This window comes from Streptomyces sp. NBC_00019, assembly GCF_045041015.1.
Classification (GTDB): Bacteria; Actinomycetota; Actinomycetes; order Streptomycetales; family Streptomycetaceae; genus Streptomyces.
The window spans coordinates 8,933,617-8,959,760 of record NZ_CP108302.1; the positions used below are offsets into that span (position 1 = coordinate 8,933,617).

At 71.2% G+C, this 26,144-nt stretch carries 26 protein-coding genes, 1 tRNA gene and 1 pseudogene; 16 read left to right on the forward strand and 12 right to left on the reverse strand.

Going from position 1 to position 26,144, the window contains the following annotated elements; all coding sequences use genetic code 11:
* Positions 1 to 17: 17 nt before the first annotated feature.
* Both OHU89_RS41355 and OHU89_RS41360 read right to left on the reverse strand, forming a co-directional pair.
* Positions 18 to 794 carry an SDR family oxidoreductase gene (locus tag OHU89_RS41355; protein WP_405650259.1) on the reverse strand — a complete coding sequence of 259 codons (777 nt, stop codon included), beginning with the start codon at positions 792 to 794 and terminating at the stop codon, positions 18 to 20.
* Positions 795 to 808: 14 nt separating this feature from the next.
* Positions 809 to 1,975 carry a phytanoyl-CoA dioxygenase family protein gene (locus OHU89_RS41360; protein WP_405650261.1) on the reverse strand — a complete coding sequence of 389 codons (1,167 nt, stop codon included), beginning with the start codon at positions 1,973 to 1,975 and terminating at the stop codon, positions 809 to 811.
* Positions 1,976 to 2,082: 107 nt separating this feature from the next.
* On the opposite strand from OHU89_RS41360, the gene OHU89_RS41365 reads away from it, so the two are divergent.
* Positions 2,083 to 3,114, forward strand: coding sequence for a LacI family DNA-binding transcriptional regulator (locus OHU89_RS41365; RefSeq protein WP_405650262.1), 1,032 nt, complete (start codon positions 2,083 to 2,085; stop codon positions 3,112 to 3,114).
* On the opposite strand, the gene OHU89_RS41370 is transcribed toward OHU89_RS41365, so the two are convergent.
* Positions 3,104 to 4,255, reverse strand: a complete 1,152-nt coding sequence (locus OHU89_RS41370; RefSeq protein ID WP_405650263.1) for a Gfo/Idh/MocA family protein — start codon at positions 4,253 to 4,255, stop codon at positions 3,104 to 3,106. The genes OHU89_RS41365 and OHU89_RS41370 overlap by 11 nt on opposite strands.
* A 110-nt stretch (positions 4,256 to 4,365) precedes the next feature.
* Between OHU89_RS41370 and OHU89_RS41375 the strand changes: the two genes are divergently transcribed.
* Positions 4,366 to 5,367: a LacI family DNA-binding transcriptional regulator gene (locus OHU89_RS41375; RefSeq protein ID WP_405650264.1), complete on the forward strand. Its 1,002-nt coding sequence runs from the start codon at positions 4,366 to 4,368 to the stop codon at positions 5,365 to 5,367.
* Here OHU89_RS41375 and OHU89_RS41380 read toward each other — a convergent pair.
* The gene (locus OHU89_RS41380; protein ID WP_405650265.1) at positions 5,357 to 5,701 is read right to left on the reverse strand and encodes a cupin domain-containing protein; all 345 of its coding nucleotides are present in this window, start codon (positions 5,699 to 5,701) and stop codon (positions 5,357 to 5,359) included. The two genes, OHU89_RS41375 and OHU89_RS41380, sit on opposite strands and share 11 nt — an antisense overlap.
* 131 nt (positions 5,702 to 5,832) lie before the next feature.
* Here OHU89_RS41380 and OHU89_RS41385 point away from each other — a divergent pair, with 131 nt between their 5' ends.
* The 3 genes from OHU89_RS41385 (at position 5,833) to OHU89_RS41395 (ending at position 8,328) form a co-directional block, all read left to right on the forward strand.
* The gene (locus OHU89_RS41385; protein ID WP_405650267.1) at positions 5,833 to 6,348 is read left to right on the forward strand and encodes a hypothetical protein; all 516 of its coding nucleotides are present in this window, start codon (positions 5,833 to 5,835) and stop codon (positions 6,346 to 6,348) included.
* Positions 6,349 to 6,430: 82 nt separating this feature from the next.
* Positions 6,431 to 7,273 carry a dioxygenase gene (locus tag OHU89_RS41390; RefSeq protein ID WP_405650269.1) on the forward strand — a complete coding sequence of 281 codons (843 nt, stop codon included), beginning with the start codon at positions 6,431 to 6,433 and terminating at the stop codon, positions 7,271 to 7,273.
* On the forward strand, positions 7,270 to 8,328 hold the full coding sequence (locus OHU89_RS41395; RefSeq protein ID WP_405650271.1) for a maleylacetate reductase: 1,059 nt from the start codon (positions 7,270 to 7,272) through the stop codon (positions 8,326 to 8,328). The genes OHU89_RS41390 and OHU89_RS41395 overlap by 4 nt, the downstream gene beginning before the upstream one ends.
* Before the next feature lie 72 nt (positions 8,329 to 8,400).
* On the opposite strand, the gene OHU89_RS41400 is transcribed toward OHU89_RS41395, so the two are convergent.
* Both OHU89_RS41400 and OHU89_RS41405 read right to left on the reverse strand, forming a co-directional pair.
* A complete protein-coding gene (locus OHU89_RS41400) occupies positions 8,401 to 9,882 on the reverse strand; it encodes an MFS transporter (RefSeq protein WP_405650272.1) in 1,482 nt (493 codons plus the stop codon).
* An 85-nt stretch (positions 9,883 to 9,967) separates the two neighbouring features.
* Complete coding sequence (locus OHU89_RS41405) at positions 9,968 to 10,801, reverse strand: sensor histidine kinase (protein WP_405650273.1); 834 nt, start codon at positions 10,799 to 10,801, stop codon at positions 9,968 to 9,970.
* Positions 10,802 to 10,949: 148 nt separating this feature from the next.
* On the opposite strand from OHU89_RS41405, the gene OHU89_RS41410 reads away from it, so the two are divergent.
* Positions 10,950 to 11,441 carry a MarR family winged helix-turn-helix transcriptional regulator gene (locus tag OHU89_RS41410; RefSeq protein WP_405650274.1) on the forward strand — a complete coding sequence of 164 codons (492 nt, stop codon included), beginning with the start codon at positions 10,950 to 10,952 and terminating at the stop codon, positions 11,439 to 11,441.
* A 36-nt stretch (positions 11,442 to 11,477) separates the two neighbouring features.
* The gene (locus tag OHU89_RS41415; RefSeq protein WP_405650275.1) at positions 11,478 to 12,185 is read left to right on the forward strand and encodes a response regulator transcription factor; all 708 of its coding nucleotides are present in this window, start codon (positions 11,478 to 11,480) and stop codon (positions 12,183 to 12,185) included.
* 269 nt (positions 12,186 to 12,454) lie between these two features.
* Here OHU89_RS41415 and OHU89_RS41420 read toward each other — a convergent pair.
* A pseudogene (locus OHU89_RS41420) lies at positions 12,455 to 13,333 on the reverse strand (EamA family transporter); the annotation flags it as partial.
* Positions 13,334 to 13,402: 69 nt separating this feature from the next.
* Between OHU89_RS41420 and OHU89_RS41425 the strand changes: the two are divergent.
* From OHU89_RS41425 to OHU89_RS41455, 7 genes are all read left to right on the forward strand, one after another.
* A complete protein-coding gene (locus OHU89_RS41425; protein WP_405650277.1) occupies positions 13,403 to 14,260 on the forward strand; it encodes a LysR family transcriptional regulator in 858 nt (285 codons plus the stop codon).
* A gap of 108 nt (positions 14,261 to 14,368) precedes the next feature.
* Complete coding sequence (locus OHU89_RS41430; protein ID WP_405650278.1) at positions 14,369 to 15,019, forward strand: GntR family transcriptional regulator; 651 nt, start codon at positions 14,369 to 14,371, stop codon at positions 15,017 to 15,019.
* A 49-nt stretch (positions 15,020 to 15,068) separates the two neighbouring features.
* Positions 15,069 to 15,818 carry a PIG-L deacetylase family protein gene (locus OHU89_RS41435; protein ID WP_405650280.1) on the forward strand — a complete coding sequence of 250 codons (750 nt, stop codon included), beginning with the start codon at positions 15,069 to 15,071 and terminating at the stop codon, positions 15,816 to 15,818.
* Positions 15,819 to 15,820: 2 nt separating this feature from the next.
* Complete coding sequence (locus OHU89_RS41440; protein WP_405650281.1) at positions 15,821 to 16,525, forward strand: 4-carboxy-4-hydroxy-2-oxoadipate aldolase/oxaloacetate decarboxylase; 705 nt, start codon at positions 15,821 to 15,823, stop codon at positions 16,523 to 16,525.
* 32 nt (positions 16,526 to 16,557) lie between these two features.
* A complete protein-coding gene (locus tag OHU89_RS41445) occupies positions 16,558 to 17,616 on the forward strand; it encodes a 4-oxalomesaconate tautomerase (RefSeq protein ID WP_405654876.1) in 1,059 nt (352 codons plus the stop codon).
* Positions 17,613 to 18,563 (forward strand): catechol 2,3-dioxygenase, encoded by a 951-nt coding sequence (locus OHU89_RS41450; protein WP_405650283.1) that lies wholly within the window; start codon positions 17,613 to 17,615, stop codon positions 18,561 to 18,563. The genes OHU89_RS41445 and OHU89_RS41450 overlap by 4 nt, the downstream gene beginning before the upstream one ends.
* A gap of 114 nt (positions 18,564 to 18,677) precedes the next feature.
* Positions 18,678 to 20,006 (forward strand): MFS transporter, encoded by a 1,329-nt coding sequence (locus tag OHU89_RS41455; RefSeq protein ID WP_405650284.1) that lies wholly within the window; start codon positions 18,678 to 18,680, stop codon positions 20,004 to 20,006.
* A 64-nt stretch (positions 20,007 to 20,070) separates the two neighbouring features.
* On the opposite strand, the gene OHU89_RS41460 is transcribed toward OHU89_RS41455, so the two are convergent.
* Genes OHU89_RS41460 through OHU89_RS41475 form a run of 4 tightly spaced genes read right to left on the reverse strand, consistent with a single transcriptional unit; the run spans position 20,071 to position 22,372 of the window.
* Entirely contained in the window at positions 20,071 to 20,406 is a 336-nt protein-coding gene (locus OHU89_RS41460; RefSeq protein WP_405650285.1) for an MBL fold metallo-hydrolase, read from the reverse strand.
* A gap of 44 nt (positions 20,407 to 20,450) precedes the next feature.
* On the reverse strand, positions 20,451 to 20,813 hold the full coding sequence (locus OHU89_RS41465) for an MBL fold metallo-hydrolase (protein WP_405650286.1): 363 nt from the start codon (positions 20,811 to 20,813) through the stop codon (positions 20,451 to 20,453).
* A 28-nt stretch (positions 20,814 to 20,841) separates the two neighbouring features.
* A complete protein-coding gene (locus OHU89_RS41470) occupies positions 20,842 to 21,759 on the reverse strand; it encodes an alpha/beta hydrolase (RefSeq protein WP_405650287.1) in 918 nt (305 codons plus the stop codon).
* A gap of 34 nt (positions 21,760 to 21,793) precedes the next feature.
* Entirely contained in the window at positions 21,794 to 22,372 is a 579-nt protein-coding gene (locus OHU89_RS41475; RefSeq protein WP_405650288.1) for a TetR/AcrR family transcriptional regulator, read from the reverse strand.
* A gap of 173 nt (positions 22,373 to 22,545) precedes the next feature.
* On the opposite strand from OHU89_RS41475, the gene OHU89_RS41480 reads away from it, so the two are divergent.
* Entirely contained in the window at positions 22,546 to 23,988 is a 1,443-nt protein-coding gene (locus tag OHU89_RS41480; RefSeq protein WP_405650289.1) for an MFS transporter, read from the forward strand.
* 72 nt (positions 23,989 to 24,060) lie between these two features.
* Positions 24,061 to 24,134, forward strand: a tRNA-Pro gene (locus OHU89_RS41485).
* Between the two features lie 53 nt (positions 24,135 to 24,187).
* On the opposite strand, the gene OHU89_RS41490 is transcribed toward OHU89_RS41485, so the two are convergent.
* A complete protein-coding gene (locus OHU89_RS41490; protein ID WP_405650290.1) occupies positions 24,188 to 26,140 on the reverse strand; it encodes a right-handed parallel beta-helix repeat-containing protein in 1,953 nt (650 codons plus the stop codon).
* Positions 26,141 to 26,144: the final 4 nt, after the last annotated feature.

Consider the following 26,144-nt stretch of genomic DNA (forward strand, 5'->3'; position numbering starts at 1 on the left):
GGGAGGCCCGGAGAGCCTCAGTCGAGTCCGCCGAGTACGTTCTGGTCCCAGTCGATCACCGAACCGGTGACCACGCCCGACCGGTCCGACAGCAGCAGGACCACGAAGTCGGCGATCTCGTCCGGCTGGCCGAGCTTGCCCATCGGCAGCTTCTCGGCGGCCTGCTCCAACCAGTCGTCCCCGGCGCCGTGGAACGCCTTCTGCGTGGCGTCCTCGCCCTCGGTCGCGGTCCAGCCGATGTTGAGGCCGTTGATCCGTACCCGGTCCCAGCGGTGGGCGTGCGCCGCGTTGCGGGTCAGCCCGATGAGCCCGGCCTTGGCGGCGACGTAGGGCGCGAGGAACGGCTGTCCGCCGTGCGCCGAGGAGGTGATGATGTTGACGATCGTGCCGGGGGCCTTGCGGCCGACCATGTCGGCGACCGCGGCCTGCATCGCGAAGAACGGCGCCTTGAGGTTGATCGCGATGTGCTGGTCGAACAGCTCCGGTGTGGTGTCGAGGAGCGTGCCCCGGGAGGTCAGCCCCGCCGAGTTCACCAGGCAGTCGATCCGGCCGTACGCGGCGATGACCTCGGCCACGGACGCCTTGGCCTGCTCCGCGTCCGCGAGGTCGGCGCGCACGAACAGCGCCTTGCCGCCGGCCTCCGTCAGCTCGGCGACCAGCGCCTCGCCCGGCTCCGGACGCCGCCCGGACACGGCGACCACCGCGCCCTCACGCACCGCGGCCCGCGCGATCGCGGCGCCCACGCCCTGACTGCCCCCGTTGACGAGGACGACCTTGTCGTCGAGAAGTCCCATGAAGTCCGGTTCTTTCAGCTCTCGCGCCGCTCGGCGCTCGCCCGCAGCTCGTCCCGCAGAGTGCGCGGCGTCCATCGCTCACGCAGCGCCCGCCGTACCAGGTCCGCCTGCGAGGGCGGGGCCAAGCCGTCGACCGGCGGGTCGCTGTCGAGGTTGGTGGGGAAGGGGTAGCCCTCGGCGCTCGAGGCGATCACGTTCTCCAGCCACTCCTCGCCGACGCCCTCCGACGCGCGCCGCAGCAGCACGGGGTAGACCGCGTTGGTCACCGTCTCCCGGTCCACGGTCTCCATGGCGCGTCCGAAGGCCGAGGACACCTGGAGCAGGTTGGCCATGCGGCGCACGTCCGTGGTGCGGTTGGTGCCGGCGGCGTGGAACAGCGCCGGGTTGAAGAAGGCGGCGTCGCCCTGGTCGAGCGGGAGCTGCACGTGGTGCTTCTTGAAGTACTTCTGGAACTCCGGCCGCCGCCAGGCCAGATAGCCCGGCTCGTACGCCTGCGAGAACGGCAGGTACAGCGTCGGCCCCGACTCCACCGGCATGTCGCAGTGCGCGACCGCGCCCTGCAGGGTGAGCACGGGGGAGAGACGGTGGACATGCGCCGGGTAGGCCGCGGCGACCTCGTCGGAGAGGAAACCGAGGTGGTAGTCGCGGTGCACGGTCTGGGCGAGGCCGCCCGGGTTGACCACGTTGATCTGGGAGGTCACCTGGTAGCCGGGGCCGAGCCAGGCCTCGGAGACCAGCGCGAGGACGGGGTTGGCGTAGTAGTCGGCGAAGGTCGACGGGTCGTAGAGGGCCGCCTTCTCCAGCGCGTTCCACACCCGCTCGTTCGCGCCGGGCTTGGCGAAGTGGTCGCCGGCCGTGGTGCCCGCCGCGTCCTGCTCGCGGATCAGTGAGTCGAACACCTTGGTGGCGCGGTCGACGATCTCGCGATCGCGGAAGGCGCCCTTGAAGACCACCACTCCGGGCCCGTCGCCGAGGGCTCTGACGAGCTCCTCCTGGACGTCCCGGCGATGCCCGGCGCCGAGGAGGCGCTCGGCGTCGTACAGCAGGACGTTCCGCTCCACCCCGGCGGCGTGCGGGTAGTCGGCGGGGTCGACGGTCCGCTCGACGAGCGCGCGGAACGAGTCGAGGTCGCAGTCCTGCTCGGACAGCCAGGCACGGTGATGTACGGCGGTGAAGGACATCTGTGTCCTCTCGGTGACAGGGGCGACTCAGCGCTGCCATTCTTGTCAGTACAAACCCGTCGAACAACCAGCAGGGGGCCATCAAAAACCCCTCAAGGAGCCACTGAATGGGCCACCCCTTCCCGATCCGGGAAATCGCACGTCAGGCGGGCCTGAGCGAGGCCACCGTCGACCGGGTCCTGAACGGCAGGGGAGGGGTCCGGGAGAGCACGGTCCGTGAGGTCCAGCAGGCCATCGCCGACCTGGACCGGCAGCGCACCCAGGTCAGGCTGGTCGGCCGCACCTTCATGATCGACATCGTGATGCAGGCGCCGGAGCGCTTCTCCACCGCCGTCCGAGCGGCCCTGGAGACGGAACTGCCCGCCCTGCACCCGGCCGTCGTGCGCTCCCGTTTCCACTTCCGTGAGACCGGCCCTGCCCAGGAACAGGTCAGAATCCTGGACCGGATAGCCCGCCGCGGCTCACAGGGAGTGATCCTCAAGGCACCGGACGTCCCCGAGGTCGCCGCCGCCGTCGGCCGCCTGGCCCAGGCCGGCATCCCCGTGGTCACCCTGGTCACCGACCTGCCCGCCACCCCGCGCCTCGGCTACGTCGGCATTGACAACCGCGCCGCCGGCGCGACCGCCGCGTACCTCATGGGCCAGTGGCTCGGCGACCGCCCCGGCAACGTCCTCACCAGCCTGAGCAGCGGCTTCTTCCGCAACGAGGAGGAGCGCGAGATGGGCTTCCGCAGCGCCATGCGCGCCCGCCACCCCGAGCGCACACTGGTCGAGATCGCCGAGGGCCAGGGCCTGGACGCCACCCAGTACGACCTCGTCCGGGCCGCCCTGGAACGCGACCCGGACATCCGCGCGGTCTACTCGATCGGCGGCGGCAACATCGCCACGCTGAAGGCCTTCGAGGACCTCGGCCGAAAGTGCGCGGTGTTCATCGCCCACGACCTCGACCACGACAACGACCGGCTGCTGCGCGAGCACCGGCTCTCCGCCGTCCTCCACCACGACCTGCGCCAGGACATGCGCGAGGCCTGCCACCTGGTCATGCGCGAGCACGGCGCGCTGCCGCCCGCGGGACCGACGGTGCCGTCCGCGATACAGGTCGTGACGCCCTACAACATGCCGACCGTGCTCACAGGCTGACCCACGCGCCGGTCTCCGCCGACCGTGCCATCGCATCGAGTACGACGGCGCTGTGCACGGCGTCCGCGAGCGTGGCCCCGTACGAGGTGCCCTCCGCGACGGACCGCAGGAAGCGATGCGCCTCGACCACCTTGAGGTCGTCGTAGCCCATGGCGTTGGCGGCACCCGGCTGGAACGCCCCGAACTCGCCGTCGCCCGGACCGACGTAGACCGTGCTGACGGGCTGGTCCTGGTAGCCGGTGCCGCGGCTCACGCCGAACTCGTTCATCCGGCGGAAGTCCCAGAACACCGCGCCCTTGGTGCCGTGGACCTCGAAGCCGTAGTTGTTCTGCTCACCGACCGAGACCCGGCAGGCCTCCAGGACGCCGCGGGCGCCGGAGGCGAAGCGCAGCAGGCAGTTGACGTAGTCCTCGTTCTCCACCGGGCCCAACTCCCCGCCGGAAGCCCGGGAATGACCCGCGGTGGCACCGGTCGGACGGGCCCGTTCCGGCACGAAGATCGCCGTGTCGGCCGTCAACGACGCGATGTCCCCGAGCAGATACCGCGCCAGGTCCACCCCGTGCGAGGCCAGGTCGCCCAGCACCCCACTGCCGCCCCGCTCCTTCTCGTACCGCCAGGTCAGGGCGCCCTCGGGGTGCGCCGCGTAGTCGCTGAAGAGACGGATGCGGACATGGGTGACCGTGCCGATCTCACCGGAGGCGATCAGCGCGCGGGCCGCCTCGACGGCGGGCGCGTTGCGGTAGTTGAAGCCGACCGCGCTGTGGACCCCCGCCTTCCCGGCCGCGTCCGCCACGGCCCGGGCGTCCTCGGCGCTCAGCCCCACCGGCTTCTCGATCCAGATGTGCTTGCCGGCCTCGGCCATCGCGACCCCGATCTCCCGGTGCAGGAAGTTCGGCGCGGTGATGCTGACGGCCCGCACCCGCGGATCGGCGGCCACGTCCCGCCAGTTCCGGGTCGTCGAGGCGAACCCGAACTGCGCGGCGGCCTCCTCGGCCCGCCCCGGCACCTCCTCGGCGACCATCACGAGCTCCGGACGCAGGCCCAGCCGCGGGTAGTGGTGCAGGACGCGGGAGTACGCCTGGGTGTGCACCCGGCCCATCCAGCCGAACCCGACGACGGCGACCCCGAGCGAATCCACCATGACAGCCCCTCTTTGGACCGGTCCACAATCTGTCCAGGCCACCCTGAGTCGCATTCCCCAAGGTGTCAACCCTTTGACAGGACAATAGGCCTCATGGAACGGTCCATACCATGAGACCTCCGACGATCCGCGACGTTGCCGACCGGGCCGGCGTCTCCAAGTCCCTGGTCTCCCTGGTGCTGCGCGGCTCCGAGCAGGTGCGCCCCGAGAAGCGCGAGGCGGTGACGCGAGCGATGGAGGAGCTCGGCTACCGGCCCAACGCCGCCGCCCGCAGCCTCAGCGAGCAGCGCACCCGCACGGTCGGCGTGCTCCTCAACGATCTGCGCAACCCCTGGTTCGTCGACCTGCTCGACGGCCTCAACTCACTGCTGCACGACAACGGCCTGCACATGCTGATGGCCGACACCCGCCTCAACCGCCGCATCGGCCAGGACGTGACCGGCCCCTTCCTCGACCTGCGCGCCGACGGCCTGGTCGTCATCGGCACCCTGCCCGACCCGGCCGCGCTCGGGGCGATCGCCGAGCGCATCCCGGTCGTCGTCGCGGGTGCCCGTGAGCCGGTCCTGCCGGGCGTGGACATGGTCGCCAACGACGACGAACAGGGCGCCCGCCTGGTCACCGAGCACCTCATCGGCCTGGGCCACCGACGGATCGCGCACATCGCGGGGTACGGCGCCGTCGGCGAGCTGCGCCGGCGCAGCTTCGAGGCGACGATGCGGGCGCACGGCCTGGCAGGGGTGGTGGAGGCCAGCGACATGACGGAGGAGGGCGGCTACCGCACCACCGTCCGGCTGCTGAGCCGCCCCGACCGGCCCACCGCCGTCTTCGCCGTCAACGACATCGCCTCGGTCGGTGTCCTGTCGGCGGCCGAGGAACTGGGCCTGTGTGTCCCGCGTGACCTGTCCGTCGTCGGCTACGACAACACACGCATCGCGAGCCTGCGCCACGTCTGGCTCACCACCGTCGACAGCGCCAACCACGAGGTCGGCCGCCGCGCGGCCCGCTGCCTCCTGGACCGCTTCGAGGGCGGCGGGGGAGCGGGCCAGGTGCATCTGGCGGCGCCCACGCTGGAGATCCGCGGCACGACGGCGGCGCCACCGCCTACAGACTGATCGAGTACGCCTTCCGCAGCGTCTCGTGCACCGTCCACGTCGTACGGTCGCCCTCCCGCAGCACGGCCATGTCCCCCGGCCCGACCTTCAGCGTCGGCCCGCCCTCGACCTCGACCGTCGCCGACCCGCTGATCACCACGAACAGCTCGTCCGCCTCGGTGTCGGTGACGACACCAGGCGTGATCTGCCAGATCCCACGGATCTGCTTGCCGTCCCGCGACTCCCAGACCACCTTCCCGGTCACCTCGGGCGTGCCGGAGACGATCTGCTCCGCGGCGAGGGGCTCCGCCTCGAGCTCGGCGTCGGGGATGTGGACAACGAAACTGTGGGTCATGGGACGACCCTAGCCTCGGCGAACCGATCACGGCCGTGGACAGCATGTGGGGTATCGGCCCAGGTAGGAGGACACTCCGTCGGGGTCGAGCGGACTGGCGGGGTGCCCGCACCCGGGTGATCGTGGAGGGCATGGCGGACACCCGGGCTGCTGCCGCGTCCGAGCGGCACGCGCACGACACACGCGAGAGTCTCCTGTTCGGCGGCGTCTACGGCGCGGTCCTGGCCTGCTCGATGGTCGCCGCGCTCACCCAGTACGGCCACACCGACCAGGAGACCCGCCGTTACGACGCCGTCTGGCTCGTGGTCACGGCTCTGGCCTCCGCCCTCGCCCACGGCTACGCCCACTACATCGCGGAACGCACCCCGCACCGCCGCGGCGACGCCGTGCGCACTCTCATCAACGAGTGGCCCCTGGTCGCGGCGGTCCTGCCCACGGTCTTCATCCTGGCGGGCGCGGGCTGGGGCTGGTGGCCCGCGAAGGGCGTGGAGTACCCGGCGTTCACCCTGAACATCAGCCTGCTGTTCACCCTGGGCGTCGTGACGGCCCGCTGGTCGCACCGCTCCTGGCCCTACGCCCTGCTGATCGGCCTGGTGGACGCGCTGCTCGGTGTGGGGGTCGTGGTGGCCAACGCGGTCATCAAGTGAGAGCGCGCAGGTTCGGCGCGCAGAGGGACGGACATCGACGGCGTCCGGTTCGACCGACCGGTGTGCGGGGGAAGGAGCCGACATGACCGACGTCACCGACGAGGCGATCCACAGCCTGCACGCCACCGCCGACCCCCGCCTCCGCGAACTGCTCACGGCCCTCGTCCGCCATCTGCACGCCTTCGCGCACGAGACCCGGCTCACCCAGGACGAGTGGGAAGCCGCGATCCGCTTCCTCACGGCGACCGGACAGTCCTGCACGGACACCCGGCAGGAGTTCATCCTCCTGTCGGACGTGCTGGGACTGTCGATGCTCGTCGAGACGATCCACAGCGACGGTCACGGCACCGAGAGCACGGTCCTGGGCCCCTTCCACATGACCGAGTCGCCGGCGCGTGAACTCGGGGCGGACATCGACCTCATGGGCGGCGGCGAGCGGTGCGTGGTGAGCGGCCGGGTGCTCTCGACGGACGGAACTCCACTGCCCGGCGCGACGGTCGACGTCTGGCAGGCGAACGACCAGGGCTACTACGACGTCCAGCAGCCCGGGATCCAGCCGCCGGGCAACGGCCGCGGCCTGTTCACCGCGGACGCCGAGGGCGGCTTCCGCTTCCGCACCTGTGTGCCCAGCTCGTACCCCATCCCCACGGACGGCCCGGTCGGCGACCTCCTGCGCGCCACCGGCCGTCACCCCTACCGCCCCGCGCACATCCACTTCATCGCCTCGGCCGACGGACACGACCCCGTCACCACGCACATCTTCGTGGCCGGCGACCCCTACCTGGCATCCGACGCGGTGTTCGCCGTCAAACAGAGCCTCGTCCGCGACTTCACCCCGACCGACGACCCTTCCCTGGCCGGGGAGTTCGGCGTCCCGAACCCCTTCCGGCACGCGCGCGTGGACCTCGTACTGGAGCGCTCATGACGGAGTTCGTCCACGAGTCCCCGCCCATGAGGGTCGTCCTGCGCCCCGGCGCCGCCACCACGGCGACCCCCGACGAGGCCCGACGCCTCGGCCTGCGGCGGCTGTTGGTCGTCTCCGGCACACGCGGTGCGGACACGGCCCAGGCGGTCGCCGACTCCCTCGGCCAGGCCTGTGCGGGCCTGCACACCGGGGCCCGGATGCATGTCCCCGTGGAGGTCGCCGACCGGGCCGTCGAGGTGGCGCGGACCGCGGGCGCCGACGGATGCGTCGCGGTCGGCGGCGGCTCGTCCATCGGCCTCGGCAAGGCGATCGCCCTGCGCACCGGACTGCCGCTGATCGCCGTACCCACCACCTACTCCGGCTCCGAGGCGACCCCGGTCTGGGGCCTGACCGAACACGGCGCCAAACGCACCGGCCGCGACCCCTCCGTCCTGCCCCGCAGCATCGTCTACGACCCCGAACTGACCCTCTCCCTCCCCGTACCGCTCTCCGTGACCAGCGGAGTCAACGCCCTCGCGCACGGCGTCGAGGCCCTGTACGCCCCGGACGCCTCGCCCCTGATCGCGCTGATGGCCGAGGAGGGGGTACGGGCGATGGCCCGAGCCCTCCCCGACGTGGCCGGCGACCCGGCCTCCCTGGACGCCCGCGGCCGTGCCCTGTACGGCGCCTGGCTCTGTGGCTCCTGCCTGGGCGCCACCACGATGGGCCTGCACCACAAGCTGTGCCACGTCCTCGGGGGCACCTTCGGCCTGCCGCACTCGGAGACCCACACGGTGGTCCTTCCGTACGCCCTCGCGTACAACGCGCCCGCGGTCCCGGACGCGGTGGCCGCCGTGGCCCGAGCCCTGGACGCGGACGAGGCCCCGACCGCCCTGTGGCAGCTGGCCGGGAGCCTCGGTGCTCCGCGGTCCCTCGCCGAACTCGGCCTGAAGGAGGCCGACTTGGCGGTGGCGGCCGAGCAGGTGGCGGGCCAGGCGTACGCCAACCCCAGGGAGGTCACGGCGGACGGGGCGCTGGCGGTGCTGCGGGCGGCGTACGAGGGCGGGCCGCCCTGACGGTCGTGGAAGAACACGGGTCCGCCCCCGGAGTACGGAACTCCGGGGGCGGACCGTGGCTGTCGACGTGCCTCAGGCCTTGGCGCCCGTGACCTCCGCCGCCTCGCTCGGGCTGTCCTGCGGCGTCCGGGCCGGGACAGCGGCGTGCTTCGCCGGGATGAAGGTGGCGATGAGGAAGGCGAGGAGGGCTGCTCCGGCGCCGAGGGCCATGACGACCTTGAAGCCGTTCTCCGAGGGCAGTGCGTAGCCGCCGAAGTCGGTGGTCATCTGGGCGAGGACGACACCGGCGACGGCGCTGGCGAAGCTGGTGCCCAGGGAGCGCATCAGGGTGTTGAGGCTGTTGGCGGCACCGGTCTGGGTGGGGTCGACCGCACCCATGATCAGGGCGGGCAGGGCGCCGTAGGTGAAGCCGATGCCGCCGCCGATGATGCAGGAGACCAGGACGAGGTGCCAGACCTCCGACATGAGCACGATGTTGAGGCCGTAGCCGGCGGCCACGATCAGGGCGCCGATCATCAGGGTGAGCTTGGGGCCCTTGGCCTTGGTGATGGCGGCGGAGACGCCGGACATGACCATCATGACGAGGCCCTGGGGGGCGAGGACCAGGCCCACGGTGAGCATGGACTTGCCGAGGCCGTAGCCGGTGGCTTCGGGGAGCTGGAGCAGCTGCGGCAGGACCAGGGACATCGCGAACATCGAGAAGCCGAGCGCGACCGAGGCGAGGTTGGTGAACAGCACCTGGGGCTTGGCGGTGGTGCGCAGGTCGACCAGGGGCCGGCTGCTGCGCAGCTCGTAGAGGCCCCAGGCGTGCAGGATCACCACCGAGGCGATGCCGAGGCCCAGGGTGCCGGCGGACGTCCAGCCCCAGTCGCTGCCCTTGGAGACGGCCAGCAACAGGGTCACCAGTCCGGCGGACAGACCCAGCGAACCGACCAGGTCGAAGCGGCCGCCGGCCCGCACGTCGGACTCGGGCACGATCAGCAGCACGAGCAGGAAGGAGACGGCGCCCAGGACGGCGGAGGTCCAGAAGAGGATGTGCCAGTCGAAGTTGTCGGCGATGAAGGCGGCGGAGGGCAGGCCGAGGGCGCCGCCGACACCGAGCGAGGCGCTCATCATGGCGGTGGACCCGGCGAGCCGCTCGGCGGGCAGTACGTCGCGCATGATGCTGATGCCGAGCGGGATGACGCCGGCGGCCAGGCCCTGCAGGGCGCGTCCGGCGATCATCGGGATCACGGAGTCGGCCAGTGCGCAGACGACCGAGCCGGAGATCAGCAGGACGATGCTGACCAGGAGCATGCGGCGCTTGCCGTACATGTCGCCGAGGCGGCCGACCACGGGGGTGGCGACGGCGGCTGCGAGCAGGGTGGCGGTGACCGCCCAGGCGGTGTTCGACGCCGAGGCGTCGAGAAGCTTCGGCAGTTCCGGGACGATCGGGATGACGAGCGTCTGCATCAGCGCGACGACGATCCCGGCGAAGGCCAGCACCGCCACGACGGCGTTCGACCGCGACGGGGCGGACCCCGCTGCGGCGGGTCGGGCAAGGGCGTCGGACATGGCAGGGCCTCCGTGGACAATAAGGATTGCTTGAGTTACTCAACCATAAGTACATTGCTTGACTTAAGCAAGTGAGTGCTAGGGGTCATACGGGCAGCTCGGCGACGACCTCGAAGCCGCCCTCGTTGGTGACCGTGATGCCGAGGGGCCCGGGGGAGTAGGTGAGCCGCACCTCGGCGCAGTGGGTGTCGGCATGCTTGGTGACGTTGGTGAGCGCCTCCTGCACGATGCGGTACGCGGTGAGGTCCGCACCGGCGGGGAGCGGCTGTGGCTCGCCTTCGCTGACGACGTTCACCGTGAGGCCGGCGTGCCGGAACGAGGCGGCGAGATCGGGCAGTCGGGCGAGCCCGACCGGCGGGCTCCCCTCGTCGACGGTGTGCCTCAACAGGCCCACGGTCGCTTTGAGTTCGCGCATCGCGGCCGCGGTCGTACCGCTCAGGTCCAGGGCCAGCCGCCCGGCCTCCCCGGGCCGCGCGGGCAGGTGCCTGGCGACCGCGCCGGCCTGGAGGTTCGCGAGAACGAGGTGATGGGCGACCACGTCGTGCAGGTCCCGGGCGATACGTACCCGCTCCTCGGCGACCCGGCGCCGCGCCTCCTCCCGCGTCCGCTCCGCGTCCTCGGCCCGGCCCCGTACCGCGTCGAGATAGGCGGTGCGCAGACGGGCCACCGTCTCGAGAGAGGTGGGCAGCAGCAGCCACGTGGTGGGGCCGAGCAGCTTGAGCACCAGAGGTTCGTCGGTGGGACCGGCGATCAGTGAGGTGGTCACGAGGGCGGTGATGGCCGCGCCGGCGGCGGTGTTGGCGGTTCTGCGGTCGGTGCGTACGGCCGGCGAGTACAGGGCGACCATCAGCGGCCCCAGCAGCAGAACCGTGAGGAGATACCCGAGCGCGGACGAGGCCGTGGCGCAGACCAGGGTCACTGCGACGGTCGTGCGGGGACGGCCGCGGTGCCAGAGCAATGTGAGACACGCGACGCCGGCCAGCGGCACTCCGGCACAGCTATATTACTTAAGTCAAGCAACCAACTTTACGTTGCTTAAGTTAGGCAAGTACCTCTAGGGTGGCGTCATGACCGCAGAAGCGCCGGACTCGGCGACCCTGGCCGAGATAGAGCGAGTGCTCAGCCGGGTCGCATACCTTGCCGGGCGGAGCCGACGGCACGAGCGTCTCATGGCGATGGCCGGGGTGCCGCTCGACCGCGCGGCCGTGGCGATTCTGCGGCACATCGCGGAGAGCGAGCCCCTGCGCCCCGGGGTGCTGGCGGTCCGGCTCTCCGTGGAGGCCTCCCATGTCACCCGTCAGCTGCGGCAGTTGGAGCGGGGCGGGTATGTGATCCGCGTCGCGGACCCGGAGGACCGCCGGGCCCAGCGCGTCCAGCTCACCGACGAGGGCCTGGCCGCGGTCGGCCGTGTCCGCGAGGTCGGCCGCCGCTACCTCGAACAGGCCCTGGGCGACTGGTCCGAGGACGACCTGCGACAGCTTGCCGCCCTCTTCCACCGGCTCGTCGACGACTTCGTCGGCCATGCCGAGGACCCTGTCGGCCCACCGCTCTCCGCCTGACCGTACCGCCGTCCAGACCCCACGATTGGTCTTGCCATGTACGCGCATCTCCTGGAGAAACCGTCACCACCCCGCGGCGACGGACAGCACGTCCTGGTCGTCGTGGGCGATCCCGGCGACGCCGAACTGCTCACCACCACCCTGGAGTTGGCCGGCTATCAGGTCGGCACCGCGGAGAGCGGTGCCGAGGGCATGGCACGGCTCACCCGGCAGCGGTTCGATCTCGTGGTCCTTGACGCCGCCCTGCCCGACCTGCCGGACCTCGCCCATGGCCGCCGTATGGCCCCCGCGGACCGGCCGCCACTGCTCTTCCTGGCCTCCTGCGACTCCCTGCACCGGCTCCTGCCCGAACTCGGCCTGGGCGCGGAGGACTACGTCATCAAACCCGTACGCGTCCCCGAGGTACTGGCCCGGGCGCAGGTACTGCTGCGCCGCCGAAGTCCCACGCCGCGTCCCGGGATGCCCGGATACGGCGACCTGGCCCTGGACGACACGACGTGCCGCGCCCGCCGCGGGCCCCGGCCGCTCGACCTCACGCCCGCCGAGTACCGGCTGCTGCGCCATCTGCTCACCAACGCGGGGCGCGTGCTGTCGAAGGAGCAGATCAGCCGGCATGTGTGGGGGGAGTTCCGGGGACACCAGGCGATCGAGAAGCTCGTCTCCCGGCTGCGGCACAAGGTGGACGAGGAGGGGCCCGCGCTGATCCATACGCGTCGGGGGTTCGGGTACTGGCTCGGAGGTTGAGCGCCCTGCTGGAGGGCGGGGACGAACCTGTGGGCCGGTGGGGCTGGGCGGGCGGCATATCGGCACAGCCCCGCGCTTCTTTTGAGGCGCGGTATCCCACCGGATGTCGTCGGGACCGCTCAGGGTGCGTCTTCCGGGGCATCCCCAACGGGTGAGAGGCTGCGCCGACATGCGGCTTCACCGTGCCGGCGGGGGAGGCCGCGACGGGGCCGGGGGTGACCGGCGGCGCGGATCGCGGCACTGCCGACGGGGCGCCGGGCCGTCCTGCGGGATGTGCCGATGCTCAGCGCGTTCGCCACGACGACGGCCGCGATCCCCGCCCACTCCGGCCAACCCAGCCGCTGCCCCAGGACGACCCACCCGACCACGGCCGCCAGGACCGGGTTGACGCTCATGAACAGGCCGAACGCCGGGGCCGGCACCCGGCGCAGCGTGAACAGATCGGCGAGGTAGGGCACCGCCGAGGACAGCGCACCGGCGGCCACCGCGCAGCCGACCGCCCATGCCGTCGGCGGATGCCGCACGGCGACGACGATCCCGACCGGCAGGAACGTCAGGGCGGACAGCGCCGCCGCGGCACCCGAGCCCTGCGCTCCGGGGATACGGCGGCCGACGGTGCGGTTGAGGAGGATGTACGCCGCCCAGCACCCGGCGGCCAGCAGGCCCAGGCCCATGCCGACATGGTCGGCGGAGGGCTGCGGGCGCATCAGCGTGACGACACCCGCCACCGCGAGCAGCCCACAGCACACGTCCACGCGCCGCCGGGTGGCCGAAAGGGCGATGGACAGCGGGCCGAGGAACTCCAGGGTCACCGCGAGCCCCAGGCCGACGCGGTCGACGGCGGTGTAGAGGGAGAGGTTCATCGTCCCGAACACCATGGCCAGCAGCAGCACCGGCCACCACTGACTCCAGGTGAACGACCGGAACCGGGGTCGGCCGACGGCGAGGAGGACGGCCGCCGCGACGTACTGGCGGACCGCGACGACCCCGACGGGGCCGATGACGGGGAAGGCGAGCGAACCGATCGCGGCACCGACCTGGTTGGACAGGCCGCTGCCCACCATGGTGGCGACCCCGGTCGCGCTCGTCCGGGAGGGCTCGGCGGTGGGCAGGGGAGTGGCCGCGGGGCGTGCGGGTGCCTCTTGCATGGGGCCGATGGTGCGCGCCCTCGGTGCTTGCGCAAAATGCATGGCACGATCGATCTATACGCTTGAGTCATGGATGATGTGGACCTCCGGCAGCTGCGCTGTCTCGTCGCGATCGTCGACGAGGGCACCTTCACCGACGCCGCCCTGGCCCTCGGGGTCTCCCAGGCGGCCGTCTCCCGCACCCTGGCCTCCTTCGAACGGGCCCTGGGTGTCCGGCTGTTGAGGCGCACCTCGCGCGAGGTGACCCCGACCCCGACCGGACTGCGGGTCCTCGCGCACGCCCGGCGGGTGCTCGCCGAGGTCGACGACCTGGTCCGGGACGCCACCTCGGGCCACGCCCATCTGCGCATGGGCTACGCCTGGTCGGCGCTCGGCCGGCACACCCTCGCCTTTCAGCGCCGCTGGAGCCGGGAGCGTCCGGAGACCGATCTGCACCTGGTGCGGGTCAACTCGGCCACGGCCGGTCTCGCGGAGGGCGCCTGTGACCTGGCCGTCGTGCGCCGGCCCGTGGACGAGCGGCGGTTCGAGTCGGTCATCGTCGGTCTGGAGCGGCGGCTGTGCGCGATGGCCGCCGACGATCCGCTGGCCCGGCGCCGGTCCGTCCGGCTGGCCGACCTGGCGGGGCGCGTCCTTCTCGTCGACCGGCGTACCGGTACCGCGACGCCTGACCTGTGGCCGCCGGAGGTCCGTCCGGCCACCGAGGAGACGCATGACGTCGACGACTGGCTGAACGTCATCGCCACCGGTCGCTGTGTCGGCATGACGCCGGAATCGACGGCCGACCAGTACCCGCGGCCGGGTGTCGTCTACCGGCCCGTGCGTGACGGCGAGCCGATCGCCGTGCGGCTCGCGTGGTGGCGGGACGACCCGCATCCCGCCACCCAGGCGGTGATGGAACTGCTCACGTCGCTGTATCGCGAGGGCTGAGCTGCGACCATGGGCGACAAGCATGCCTGCAATACGGCAGACAAAATTGTTGACAATCTTGTTTGGCTAGATTTAGGTTCGACAGGCACTCACTCAGGGAGGGCAACGATGCCGAAAGAAGCCCGTCCGAGCACCGGGGAGCAGGCCAAACTGCATGCGCTCGCGCAGCTGCGGCAGGCGATCCTGCACGGCGAGATGGCACCGGCGCAGCGGCTGGTGGAGAACGAGCTCGCCGAGCAGTTCGGTGTGACGCGGGCCAGCATCCGCGCGGCTCTCATCGACCTGGAGTCCCAGGGGCTCGTGGAGCGGATCCGCAACCGTGGTTCACGGGTGCGGGTGGTGACCGTGGACGAAGCGGTCGCCATCACCGAGTGCCGCATGGTCCTCGAAGGGTTGTGCGCGGCGAAGGCGTCGGTCGCGGCGAGCGACGAGCAGCTGGTCGAACTCACCGACCTCGGTACGGCCATGTCCAAGGCCGTCGCCGACGGCGAGCCGGTCACCTACTCCGAGCTCAACCACGAACTGCACGTCCGTATCCGGGAGTTCTCCGGCCAGGAGACCGCGCAGGAACTGCTGGAGCGGCTCAACGCCCAACTGGTGCGTCACCGCTTCCAGTTGGCGCTGCGTCCGGGGCGTCCGCAGCAATCCCTGAACGAGCATCTGACCATGATCGAGGCGATCAGGGCCAGGGACCCGCAGGCGGCCGAGACGGCCGTCCGCGCCCACCTCACCAGCGTGATCGAGGCGCTGCGCGACTGATCACGGTGGCGCGGGGCGGGCGCACACCCGTCACCAAGGAGATTTCAGCATGTCCGAGGCCAACGCGCCCGCCAGCCCACGATCGACACTTGTCATCACCGCGCACGCCGGCGACTTCGTGTGGCGTGCGGGTGGCGCCATCGCCCTGGCAGCGTCCCGCGGCGAGAAGGTCACCATCGCCTGTCTGACCTTCGGTGAGCGCGGTGAGTCCGCCAAGGCGTGGCGCGAGGGCAGGAAGCTGGACGAGATCAAGGCGATACGCCGGGAGGAGGCGGAGCGGGCCGCCGCCACCCTCGGCGCCGAGGTCCGCTTCTTCGACGCCGGCGACTACCCGCTGCTGGTCACCCCCGAACTGACCGACCGGCTCGTCGAGGTCTACCGCGACACCCAGCCCGACGTCGTGCTCACCCACCCCGTCGAGGACCCGTACAACGGCGACCACCCGGCCGCCAACCGCATGGCCCTGGAGGCCCGTGTCCTCGCGCAGGCCATCGGCTACCCCGGCCCCGGCGAGATCATCGGCGCCCCGCCGGTCTTCTTCTTCGAGCCGCACCAGCCCGAGATGAGCGGCTTCAAGCCCGAGGTCCTCCTCGACATCACCGAGGTCTGGGACACCAAGCGCAAGGCCATGGAGTGCCTTGCGGCCCAGCAGCACCTGTGGGACTACTACACCGACCTCGCCGTCCGCCGCGGCGTTCAGCTCAAGCGCAACGCCGGTCCGAACCTGGGCCTGGCCCACAAGACCATGGCCGAGGCGTACATGCGTCCTTACCCGCAGATCGCGAAGGAGCTGGCATAACCATGGGCGGTGTCATTGTCACCAACCCGCCGAAGGCGGAGCTGAAGGACGTCGACGCGCTGGCCGGCTACGGCGTGGCGACGGTGAGCGAGGCGATGGGCCGAACCGGCTTGCTGGGCCCGGGGATTCGCCCCGTCCAGCAAGGTGTGCGGGTCGCCGGGGCGGCCGTCACCGTGCTCAGCTGGCCCGGCGACAACCTCATGATCCACGCCGCTGTCGAGCAGTGCGGCGAGGGTGACATCCTGGTCGTCACGACCACCTCGCCGTGCACGGACGGCCTGTTCGGTGAGCTGTTCGCGACCGCCCTGAAGCAGCGTGGGGTGCGCGGCGTCGTCGCCAACACCGGCATCCGCGACACCCAGGAGCTGCGCGACATGGGCTTCGCCGCCTGGTCCTCCGCGGTCTCCTCGCAGGGCACGGTCAAGGCCACCGGCGGCTCGGTCAACGTCCCGATCGCCATCGACGGTCAGGTGATCCGCCCCGGCGACGTGATCCTCGCCGACGACGACGGTGTCGTGGTCGTTCCGCGTGAGCGCGCCCGGGAGACGGCCCTGAAGTCCGAGGCCCGCGAGGCCAAGGAGGCCGCCACCCGCGCCGCCTTCGTCGAGGGCCAACTCGGCCTGGACCGCTACGGGTTGCGGGACACGCTCAAGCGGCTCGGCGTCGAGTACCGGTCGTACGAGGAGTACGCGGGGGAGTCGTCGTGAGCTCCGTGCCCGAGGAGGTGCCCTGTCTGCTGATGCGGGGCGGCACCTCCAAGGGCGCCTACTTCCTCGCCGGTGACCTCCCCGCCGAACCCGCCCTGCGCGACGACCTGTTGCTGCGCATCATGGGCAGTCCGGACGAGCGGCAGATCGACGGCCTGGGCGGCGCGCACCCGCTCACCAGCAAGGTGGCCGTCGTCTCGCCGTCCGCCGATCCACAGGCCGACGTCGACTATCTCTTCCTCCAGGTCGTCGTCGACCGACCCGAGGTGAGCGACCGTCAGAACTGCGGGAACATCCTCGCCGGCGTCGGCCCTTTCGCCGTCGAGCGCGGACTGGTCGCGGCGGGGGAGGAGCGCACCCGCGTCCGGATCCGCATGGTCAACTCCGGCGACCACGCCACGGCGACCTTTCCCACTCCGGGCGGCCGGGTCGACTACACCGGCGACGCACAGATCTCCGGAGTGCCGGGGACAGCCGCTCCGGTGGTCATCGAGTTCCCAGCCAAGGCGGGCGAGCTGCTGCCCACGGGAAGCGTCCGCGACGAGATCGACGGCGTCCAGGTGACCTGCGTGGACAACGGAATGCCGACCGTGCTGATCGCCGCCACCTCGCTGAAGGTCACCGGGTACGAGTCGCCCAAGGACCTGGAGGAGGACCTGACGCTCGCCGACCGGCTCCACCGGATCCGCCTGGCGGCGGGCCGGCTGATGGGCCTCGGTGACGTCTCGGACACCACCGTCCCCAAGCTCACCCTCCTCGCCCCGCCCCGCGAGGGCGGCGCGGTCACCACCCGCACCTTCATACCGGTGCGCTGCCACACCTCGATCGGTGTGCTCGGCGCGGCCAGTGTGGCCGCCGGGCTGCGGATCGACGGCGGCGTGGGGGCGGATCTCGCGGAGCTTGATCCCGACAGTGACCGGATTCGCATAGAACATCCCACCGGATTCCTCGACATCGAAAGCAGCCTCGGGACCACCCCCGAAGGCCTCCCCACCGCCCGCCGCACGGCCGTGGTCCGCACGGCCCGCAAGATCTTCGACGGCACCGTCTTCCCCAGGGCTGCCGCACGACCCCAAGGAGGTCACCGATGACTCCGCCGCTCGGCGACATCGCGCACATCGGCCACGCCCAGCTGTTCACCCCGGACCTGGACGCCAGCGTCGCCTTCTTCACCGACTACCTGGGCCTCACGGTCGACGGACAGGACGGCGACACCGTCTATCTGCGGACCTTCGACGACTACGAGCACCACAGCCTGGTCCTCACCGCCCGCGAACAGCCCGGCCTCGGTCGGCTCGCCCTGCGCACCTCAAGCGAGGAGGCCCTCCATCGCCGTATCAAGGCGAACGAGGAGGCGGGCGGCACGGGCACGTGGGTCGAGGACGAGCCCGGCCTCGGCAAGCTCTACGTCACGACAGACCCGGACGGCCATGAACACGCCCTGTACTGGGAGAGCGAGCACTACCGGGCCCCCGATGAGCTCAGGCCCGCGCTGAAGAACCAGCCGCAGGCCAAACCCAACCGGGGCGTGGGCGTACGGCGGTTGGACCACATCAACTTCCTCGCCGCCGACGTGCTCGCCAACGCCGAGTTCCAGCAGGACGTCCTCGGCGCCCGGCCCACCGAGCAGATCCAGCTGGACAGCGGGAGGATCGCGGCGCGCTGGCTGACGTACACGAACAAGTCGTACGACGTCGTCTACACCTCGGACTGGACCGGCAGTACCGGACGGCTGCACCACATCGCCTTCGCGACGGACACCCGCGAGGACATCCTGCGCGCGGCCGATCTCGCCATCGACAGCGGTGTGTTCATCGAGACGGGCCCGCACAAGCACGCCATCCAGCAGACGTTCTTCCTCTACGTCTACGAGCCGGGCGGCAACCGCATCGAGCTGTGCAACCCGCTCACGCGGCTCGTCCTCGCGCCCGACTGGCCGCTGATCACCTGGACCGAGGAGGAGCGCAAGAAGGGGCAGGCCTGGGGTCTGCAGACCATTGAGTCGTTCCACACCCACGGGACGCCACCGGTGGTCTGAGCTGGGCAAAGGGCCATCCGCCAGTGATTGTCGATGAGATTGTTGACAAAAACGTTGACTCTTGGCGGGTGGCTCCTTAGCGTCTAGCGCACCAAGCACGAGAGGTAACCAACGATGTCTTCCTCCCCCTCCCTGTCCGCTCGCGGCAGCAGACTGGCCCTCCTGGTCGTCGGTCTGTGCTGGCTGGCCATGCTCTTCGACGGCCTCGACATGTTCATCTACGGCTCGGTGCTGCCGCACCTGCTGGAGACGAAGACCTTCGGCCTCACCGCCGACCAGGCCGGCGACCTCGGCTCCTACGCCACCTTCGGGATGCTGATCGGCGCGCTCACCGCCGGCACCGTCGCCGACCGGATCGGCCGCAAGAAGCTGATGGTCGCCTGCGTGACCCTCTTCTCGCTGGCCTCCGGTGTCTGCGCCATGGCGGGCAGTGTCGAGGTCTTCGGCCTCGGCCGCACCCTGGCGGGCATCGGCCTCGGCGGCCTGCTGCCCACCGCGATCAGCATGGTCTCCGACTACGCCCCGCGCGGTCGCGGCGCCATCATCATCGGCATGCTGATGACCGCCCACCACGCGGGCGGCATCCTCTCCGCCTACGTCGCCAAGTGGCTCATCGACCCCGTCGGCTGGCGCGCCGCCTTCTGGGTCTGCGTGCTCCCGCTGCTCTTTGCGCCGGTGCTCGCCAGGTTCCTGCCCGAGTCGCTGAGCTTCCTCGTCGCCAAGGGCCGTACCGAGGAGGCCCGCACGCAAGCCGAGCGGTACGACGTCGAACTGCCCGCCGCCAAGGGCGGCAAGCAGGCCGCGGCCGACCGCTGGAACTCGCTGCTCAACCTGTTCCGCGGCGGCGAGTGGATCCAGACCCTGCTGTACTGGTTCGCTTCCTTCGGTGGACTGCTCCTGGTCTACGGCGTCGCCACCTGGCTGCCCACCCTGATGCGCGCCGAGGGCTACGAGCTCGCCAACGCGCTGACCTTCGTGGTCGTCTTCAACCTCGGTGGCATCGTGGGCATGCTCGTCGCGGGCCGGGCCGCCGACCGCTTCGGTGCCCCGCGTATCTCGGCGATCTGGTTCGCGCTGACCGCCGCGGGGGTGTTCCTGCTCAGCGTCCACATGCCGATGGGTGTGACCACGGTCGTCGTCTTCTTCACCGGCGTCTTCCTCAACAGCGCCCAGACGATGATCTACGCGACGGTGTCCATCCGTTCCACTCCGGACAGTCGTGCCACGGCCGTCGGCTGGACCTCCGGCATGGGCCGCTTCGGTGCCGTCTTCGGCCCGTGGCTCGGCGGCCAGCTGCTCGCCGCGGGCAACGGGGAGTTCGGCTTCACCGCCTTCGCGATCGCCGGACTGTCGTCCATGGTCTTCATCGGCATCGCCGCACTGCGCACTTCCAAGCAGGCCGCGCAGAGCGGTGCGGACCAGGAGCTGGTCGGTGCTCACTGACCGGGTCGGGGGCAAGGACGGAAGCCGGTCACCGCATGCGCTGCGGAGACCGGCTTCCGGCGTGTCAGAGGTCCACGACCAGATCCGGGGCGGCGATGTCGAGGGAGCCTGCGAAGGCTTCACCGGCCGCTTCCAGAGCCGCCCCCGTGTCGGTGCCCGGCCACAGGTGAGTGAGCAACAGCCTTGCCGCACCCGCCTGTCGGGCGTACTCGCCGGCCAGTCGCGCGGTCAGCAGATACGGGGCGTCGCCGGGCGACGGGACCCGGTGGACGTACGTCGCCTCGGACAGGAAGAGATCCGCGCCCTCGGCGAGGCGCGGGATGTCCTCGCTCGGACCGGTGTCGCCGGTGTAGACGAGCACGGCGTCCGGAGTGCTGATCCGCAGGCCGGCGTTGGGCACGAAGTGCGGCAGGAGCCGGGTGCCGACGGTGAAGGGGCCGATCCTCAGCGGTCGCCGGGACGGAACTCGTGGAGACGGTACGCGGCGGCGAGCATGCTGGGCTTGTCGAGGGCGAGGACGGCGTCGAGTGCCCCGTGCGGGGCGTACACCGGCAATGCGGGCGGCGGGTCGTCGCTCAACCCCCGTGCGCGGAGCAGGGGGTTGAGGTCGGCGCAGTGGTCGGGGTGGCCGTGGCTGACCAGGACGGCGTCCACGGCGCCGACGGTGAGACGCGCCAACAGGCGCGGCAGCGTTGCGTATCCGGGGTCGACGAGGAGGCGGAAACCGTCGTGCTCGACCACGTAGCCGCTGCATGCCTGAGTGGCGGTGGGCCAGGCGCCGCAGCCGCCGAGAACTGTCAATCGCATGGCCCAGCAGCTTAGTTCGGCTCGGTCGTCAGTTGACGGCTTCCCGCAGGTGCCGGGCGATGAGCGCGTACGACTCCCGCGCCCTCACGTTGTCCTTGCCGTCGTAGCCGTGGTCGGCGCCGGCCACGTCATGGTGCCCGGACAGCGCGCCCAGGGACCGCAGCCGGTCGGCGTAGCTCTGCGCCTCGGCTTTCAGGAGGTCGTACTCGGCCGTGACGATCAGCGCCGGGGCGATGCCCTTCAGGTCGGCGGTGTCCGACGGGTGCGCGGGGGAGGCGAGCCGGTCGCGGCGCAGTCGTACGTCCGGGATGTACGAGGTGTCGAAGACGTCGGCCATCCAGGGCCGCAGCATCGGTCGGGCGATGGCCGCCCTCTTCTGCCGGGCGCCGGTCGCCAGGTCGAGCGGCGGGTAGTGCAGGACCTGGAGGGCGATCTCGGGTCCGGCCTCCTCCAGCGCCTGCCGGGCCACGGCTGCCGCGAGCCCGCCGCCGGCGCTCTGTCCGCCCACCGTGAGCCGGCCGCCGTCCCAGCCCTGCTCGGTGCCGTGCTCGGCGACCCAGCGGACGACTTCGTAGGCCTGTCGGGGCGGTGCCGGGAACGGATGCTGCGGGGCGACCGCGTAGTCCACGTTGATCACGACCACGCCCGCCTCCGCGGCCAGGAACCGGCACAGCGGGTCGTCCAGCTCGGTGAGCGTCATGACGTATCCGCCGCCGTGGAAGTTGACGTGCACGGGCGGTGCCGTGTCCTGGCTCGCGGCGGGCAGATAGACCGTCGCCCGGGCCGGGGCGACCGACGTCGGGATCGTCAACTCCCGTACATTGCGCGGGAATTCGGGGAAGCGGGCGTAGGACGAGGTGGCCAGGCGTCGGCCGGCCAGCCGGGTCGTTCTCTGCATCGCCTTGGCCGCGAGGGTGGCGATCGAGGGTCGAGCCAAGAGGGACATGCGGCCGAACTTACTTGAGTTAGGCAATGAGAGGCTAGCCCTTCGTGCGAACGCCGTCCAGGGCGATCGACATGACCCGCCTGCGCTGGGCGTCGTCGTCGAAAGCGGTCGCGGTGATGCCCGCGACCATGCGCAGCAGATCGGTGAAGTCCATGTCGGTGCGCGCCTCGCCCGCCCGCTGGGCCCGTTCGAGCAGGGGGGTGCCGGCGCCGTACATCGACGTGCGACAGGCGGCGAAGATCTCCGTCTCGTCATTGAGGGCCTCGCGGACGGCCCGCTTGGTCACCATGTAGTCCGCGAACCGGTCGAGCCATGCGGTCAGGGCGTCCCAGGGCTCCCGGTCGGCCACCTCCTCGGCGACCCGCACCAGGGTGTTCACCTCGTCCGCGTACACGGTCTCGAAGAGATGGCGCCTGGTGGGGAAGTTCCGGTACAGCGTGCCGATGCCGACGCCCGCCCGCCGGGCGATGTCCTCCAGGGAGGCATCCGACCCGTGCTCCGCGAAGGCCTCGCGGGCGGCGGCCAGCAGGGCGTCGTAGTTGCGGGCGGCGTCCTTCCGGGTCGGCCGGCGGGTCGCGACGATCTCGCTGACGGGGAACGGCTGGGCGGTCACGGAAGCCTCCCGGGCTGAAACGGAGGTCCACCTCCGTTCCGGGTTGAAGCGGAGGTGTGCCTCCGCTAGAGTGGAGGCGTGCCTCCACTTTATCAGTCGAGGTGCGTCCCTGCCCTTTCCGCGACCGCTTCCCACGAGGCTCTGGCCGCATCCTGTGTTCGGAGAGGCTCTCCATGCCCCGCAAGTCCACCCGCCTCACCTTCGCGGTCCTCGCGACCGGTGCCGGCGTGTTCGCCATGCTGCAGTCGCTGATCGCGCCGGCCCTGCCGACCGTCCAGCAAGCGCTGCACACCTCGCAGTCCACCGCGACCTGGGTGATGACGGCGTATCTGCTGTCCGCCTCGGTCTTCACCCCGATCCTCGGCCGTATCGGCGACCTGATCGGCAAGAAGCGCACCCTGGTCGCCGTCCTGCTCGTCGTCCTGGCGGGCTGTCTGCTCGCCGCCCTGGCGCCGAACATCGGCATGCTGATCGTCGCCCGGGTCGTCCAGGGCGTCGGCGGCGCCCTCTTCCCGTTGTCGTTCGGCATCATCCGTGACGAGTTCGCTCCGTCCGAGGTCCCCGGCAGCATCAGCAACCTGTCCGCAGTGATCGCCGCGGGCGGCGGCGTCGGCATCGTCGCGGCCGGACCCATCGTCTCCGCGCTCGACTACCGCTGGCTGTTCTGGATCCCCGTCGCGGTCGTCGCGGCAACCACGTCGATCGCCCTGTGTTACGTCCCCGAGTCGCCCAACCGGGCCGAGGGCAAGGTCAGTTGGCTCGGTGCCGTCCTGCTGTCGGCGTGGCTGGTGGCCCTGCTGCTGCCGCTGAGCCGGGCGGGCACATGGGGTTGGGGTTCGGCCAAGGTGCTCGGCCTGTTCGCCGTGGCCGTCGCCCTGTTCGTGCTCTGGCTGCTGGCCGAGGCCCGCTCGCGCTCCCCGCTGATCGACCTGCGCGTCATGCGGCTGCCCGCGGTGTGGACCACCAACACCGTCGCGCTGCTCTTCGGCGCGGGCATGTACGCGCTCTGGTCCTTCCTGCCGGCCTTCGTGCAGACGCCGGGCTCGGCCGGGTACGGCTTCGGCGCGAGCGTCACGACCTCCGGACTGCTGATGCTGCCGATGCTGCTGGCGATGTTCTGCTCCGGCATCCTGAGCGGCCGACTGGAACCCGTGGTCGGCGCGAAGGCGCTGCTCACCACCGGCGCCGCGCTCGGCGCGGTGGCCCTCGGCTTCCTCGCCCTCTGGCACGCCGCGCAGTGGCAGATCGCCGTCGTCGCGGGAGTGTTCGGCCTCGGCATCGGACTGGCCTTCGCCTCGATGGCCAACCTGATCGTCGGCAGCGTCCCGCCCGAGCAGACCGGCGCCGCGACCGGCATGAACGCCAACATCCGCACCATCGGCGGCTCCATCGGCGCCGCCGTCACGAGCGTCCTGGTCACCGGCCGGCTCCAGCCCTCCGGGCTGCCGTACGGCTCCGGCTACACCCACGGCTTCACCCTGCTCGCGGTCCTGTGCCTCGCCGCCGCCCTGGCCGCCCTGTTGGTGCCGGTCCGCCGGGCGGGCCGTGCGACCGGGACGGCGCGGGCCACGGGCGAACCGTCGGAGGCCGGGCGGCCGACGGCCGTACGCGGCTGACGTCCGCCGTCGTCACGTCCATGCGGTAGGGTTTACCTGCGTGTTCCCGCGGTTCGCCCGGGGGAGTCGCACCGGGACGTGGCGCAGCTTGGTAGCGCACTTGACTGGGGGTCAAGGGGTCGCAGGTTCAAATCCTGTCGTCCCGACGGTGTGAAGGGCCTTCGCGGGCAGCAGCCTGCGAAGGCCCTTCGTCGTTCCGTCAGCGTATGCCCAGCCGCTGCCGGTACTGCGGCAGAGGTCCGGCGTTCGCCAGTACGGCGGCGCAGTCGGCTTCCGCCGCGCAGGCCTGTCCGGGGTCGCGCGGGGGCAGCAGGGTGTTGCCGGTGAACTCGAGGTCGTGCGGGTCTCCGCACCCCTCGTCGGGGTGTGCCTCGTCGGCCGGCGGCCAGGCCCCGGGGAAGGCCCGCCGCTCCAGCCACGAGGGCACGGCGTCGTCCCAGAAGTTGCCGCGGTAGCGCACGTTGCGGACGGGGCGGTCGCCCCACTCCTCGCTGCATCCGCCGATGGCGGCGACATAGTCGTAGACCGCGTTGCCGTCCACGGTCGTCCAGTTGGTGCTGTCGTCGGTGTAGATCCCGACGTTCCACTCGCCGTGTCTGCTGCTCGTCACCGCGTTGCCGCTGATGACGGCGCCGTCGGCGAACGAGGTGCCCTGCTCGCCCCGCAGGTAGATGCCGCCGCCGTCGGCAAGGAGCCGGTTCGTCGCGAAGACGCGGTTGTCGAGGATGTGGTTGCCGCGCATGATGCCGCGCAGGTCGTCGGCGGGGCCGGACAGGATGCCGGTGTAGGGCACGTGGTCGACCTGGTTGTGCGCGATGGTGGTGTCCTGGGTCGCGGTGTCCCAGATCGCGGAGGCGGCGTGGTACTCCGCGCCGATGTGGTGGATCCGGTTGTTGGTGATCCGGTTGCCGCGGTTGGTGCCCTTCTGGTCCGGCGGGGCCACCCCCATCAGGATTCCGCCGTCGGAGACGTCGTCGATGAGGTTTCCGTCAACGGTGTTGTACGAGCTGTTCTGCGACAACTCCAGTGCCTGGGCGCCGAGACGGGTGAACCGGTTGCCCTCCAGGGTGATCCGCTCGGCGGTGCGGAAGGCGACCGTACCTGGCACCGTCAGCAGCTTCGCGTCGTCGCCCTTCCCGGGTCGCAGATACATGCTCCACGCGGCGGGGAACCCGGCGGGCTCGCTGGGCGCCAGCCAGGTGGAGTACGCGAACGTCAGGCCCCGGAAGCCGACGTCGTGCAGGGGGCGGCCCGGTCGGCCGGTGCCGGTGACCAGGTTCTCCAGGACCGGGGCGATCACCTCGGCGCGGCGCATGTCCTGACCGGGACGTGGGAAGTAGAGCAGCTCGTGGTGACCGGGGCGGGAGCGGTCGAGGTACCAGCTGCCGGGCTCGGGCTCGAAGCTGGGGGAGTTCTCGACGGCCGTCGGTGACGTGAGCAACTCCGGCCCTTCGTAGAGGGCTTGGGCCAGATCCCAGCACGGCTGGTCCATCGTGATGGAGGTGCCGGAGACACCGGCGACTCCGCAGCGGCCCTCGACATAGCCGGCGCGGTAGACGAACTCGATGTCGGCGGGGTTCTTCCAGCTCCGCGGAACGGTGCTGGTGGTGGCGTAGCCCTTCTTCGTCACCTTCAGCGTGCCGCCGAAGCCGGCGCCCTCGCGGGAGAGCCGTGTGGCGCGGCGTCCGTCGACGTAGAGCTGCCGGGTCTCCAGACCGCCCGCGTCCGCGCGCCAGAACCCACGCCGCCCCGGATCCGGTCGCCAGTCGGAGATCCGCCGGCCGCCGCTGAGGGTGACCCGCTCCTGCCGCGGGGTCCCGTAGCCGTACGCCTGGTAGGTCACCCCGGAGTCGCCGGCGGCCTCCGACAGCCGCAGCGGCTCCTTGAGGGTGTACGTCCCTCCGCGCAGGTTCACCACCAGGTCGGACGTCCTCTGCGGTGCCCGGGCGCGTGCGGCCTGTTGCGCGCGTGCCGGGGTGGCGAAGGGGCGGTCCAGGGTGCCCGGCCAGGAGTCCTTGCCCCATGGGGCGACGTACAACTGCGGTGCGGCCGCGGGCTGTTCGGCCGACGCCGTGATCGGCAGGACCGTCATGGCCACCGCCATCGCCAGTGCCACCGCGGTCGGCGCACCCGCTCTCGTCCGATTGTGCAAGATC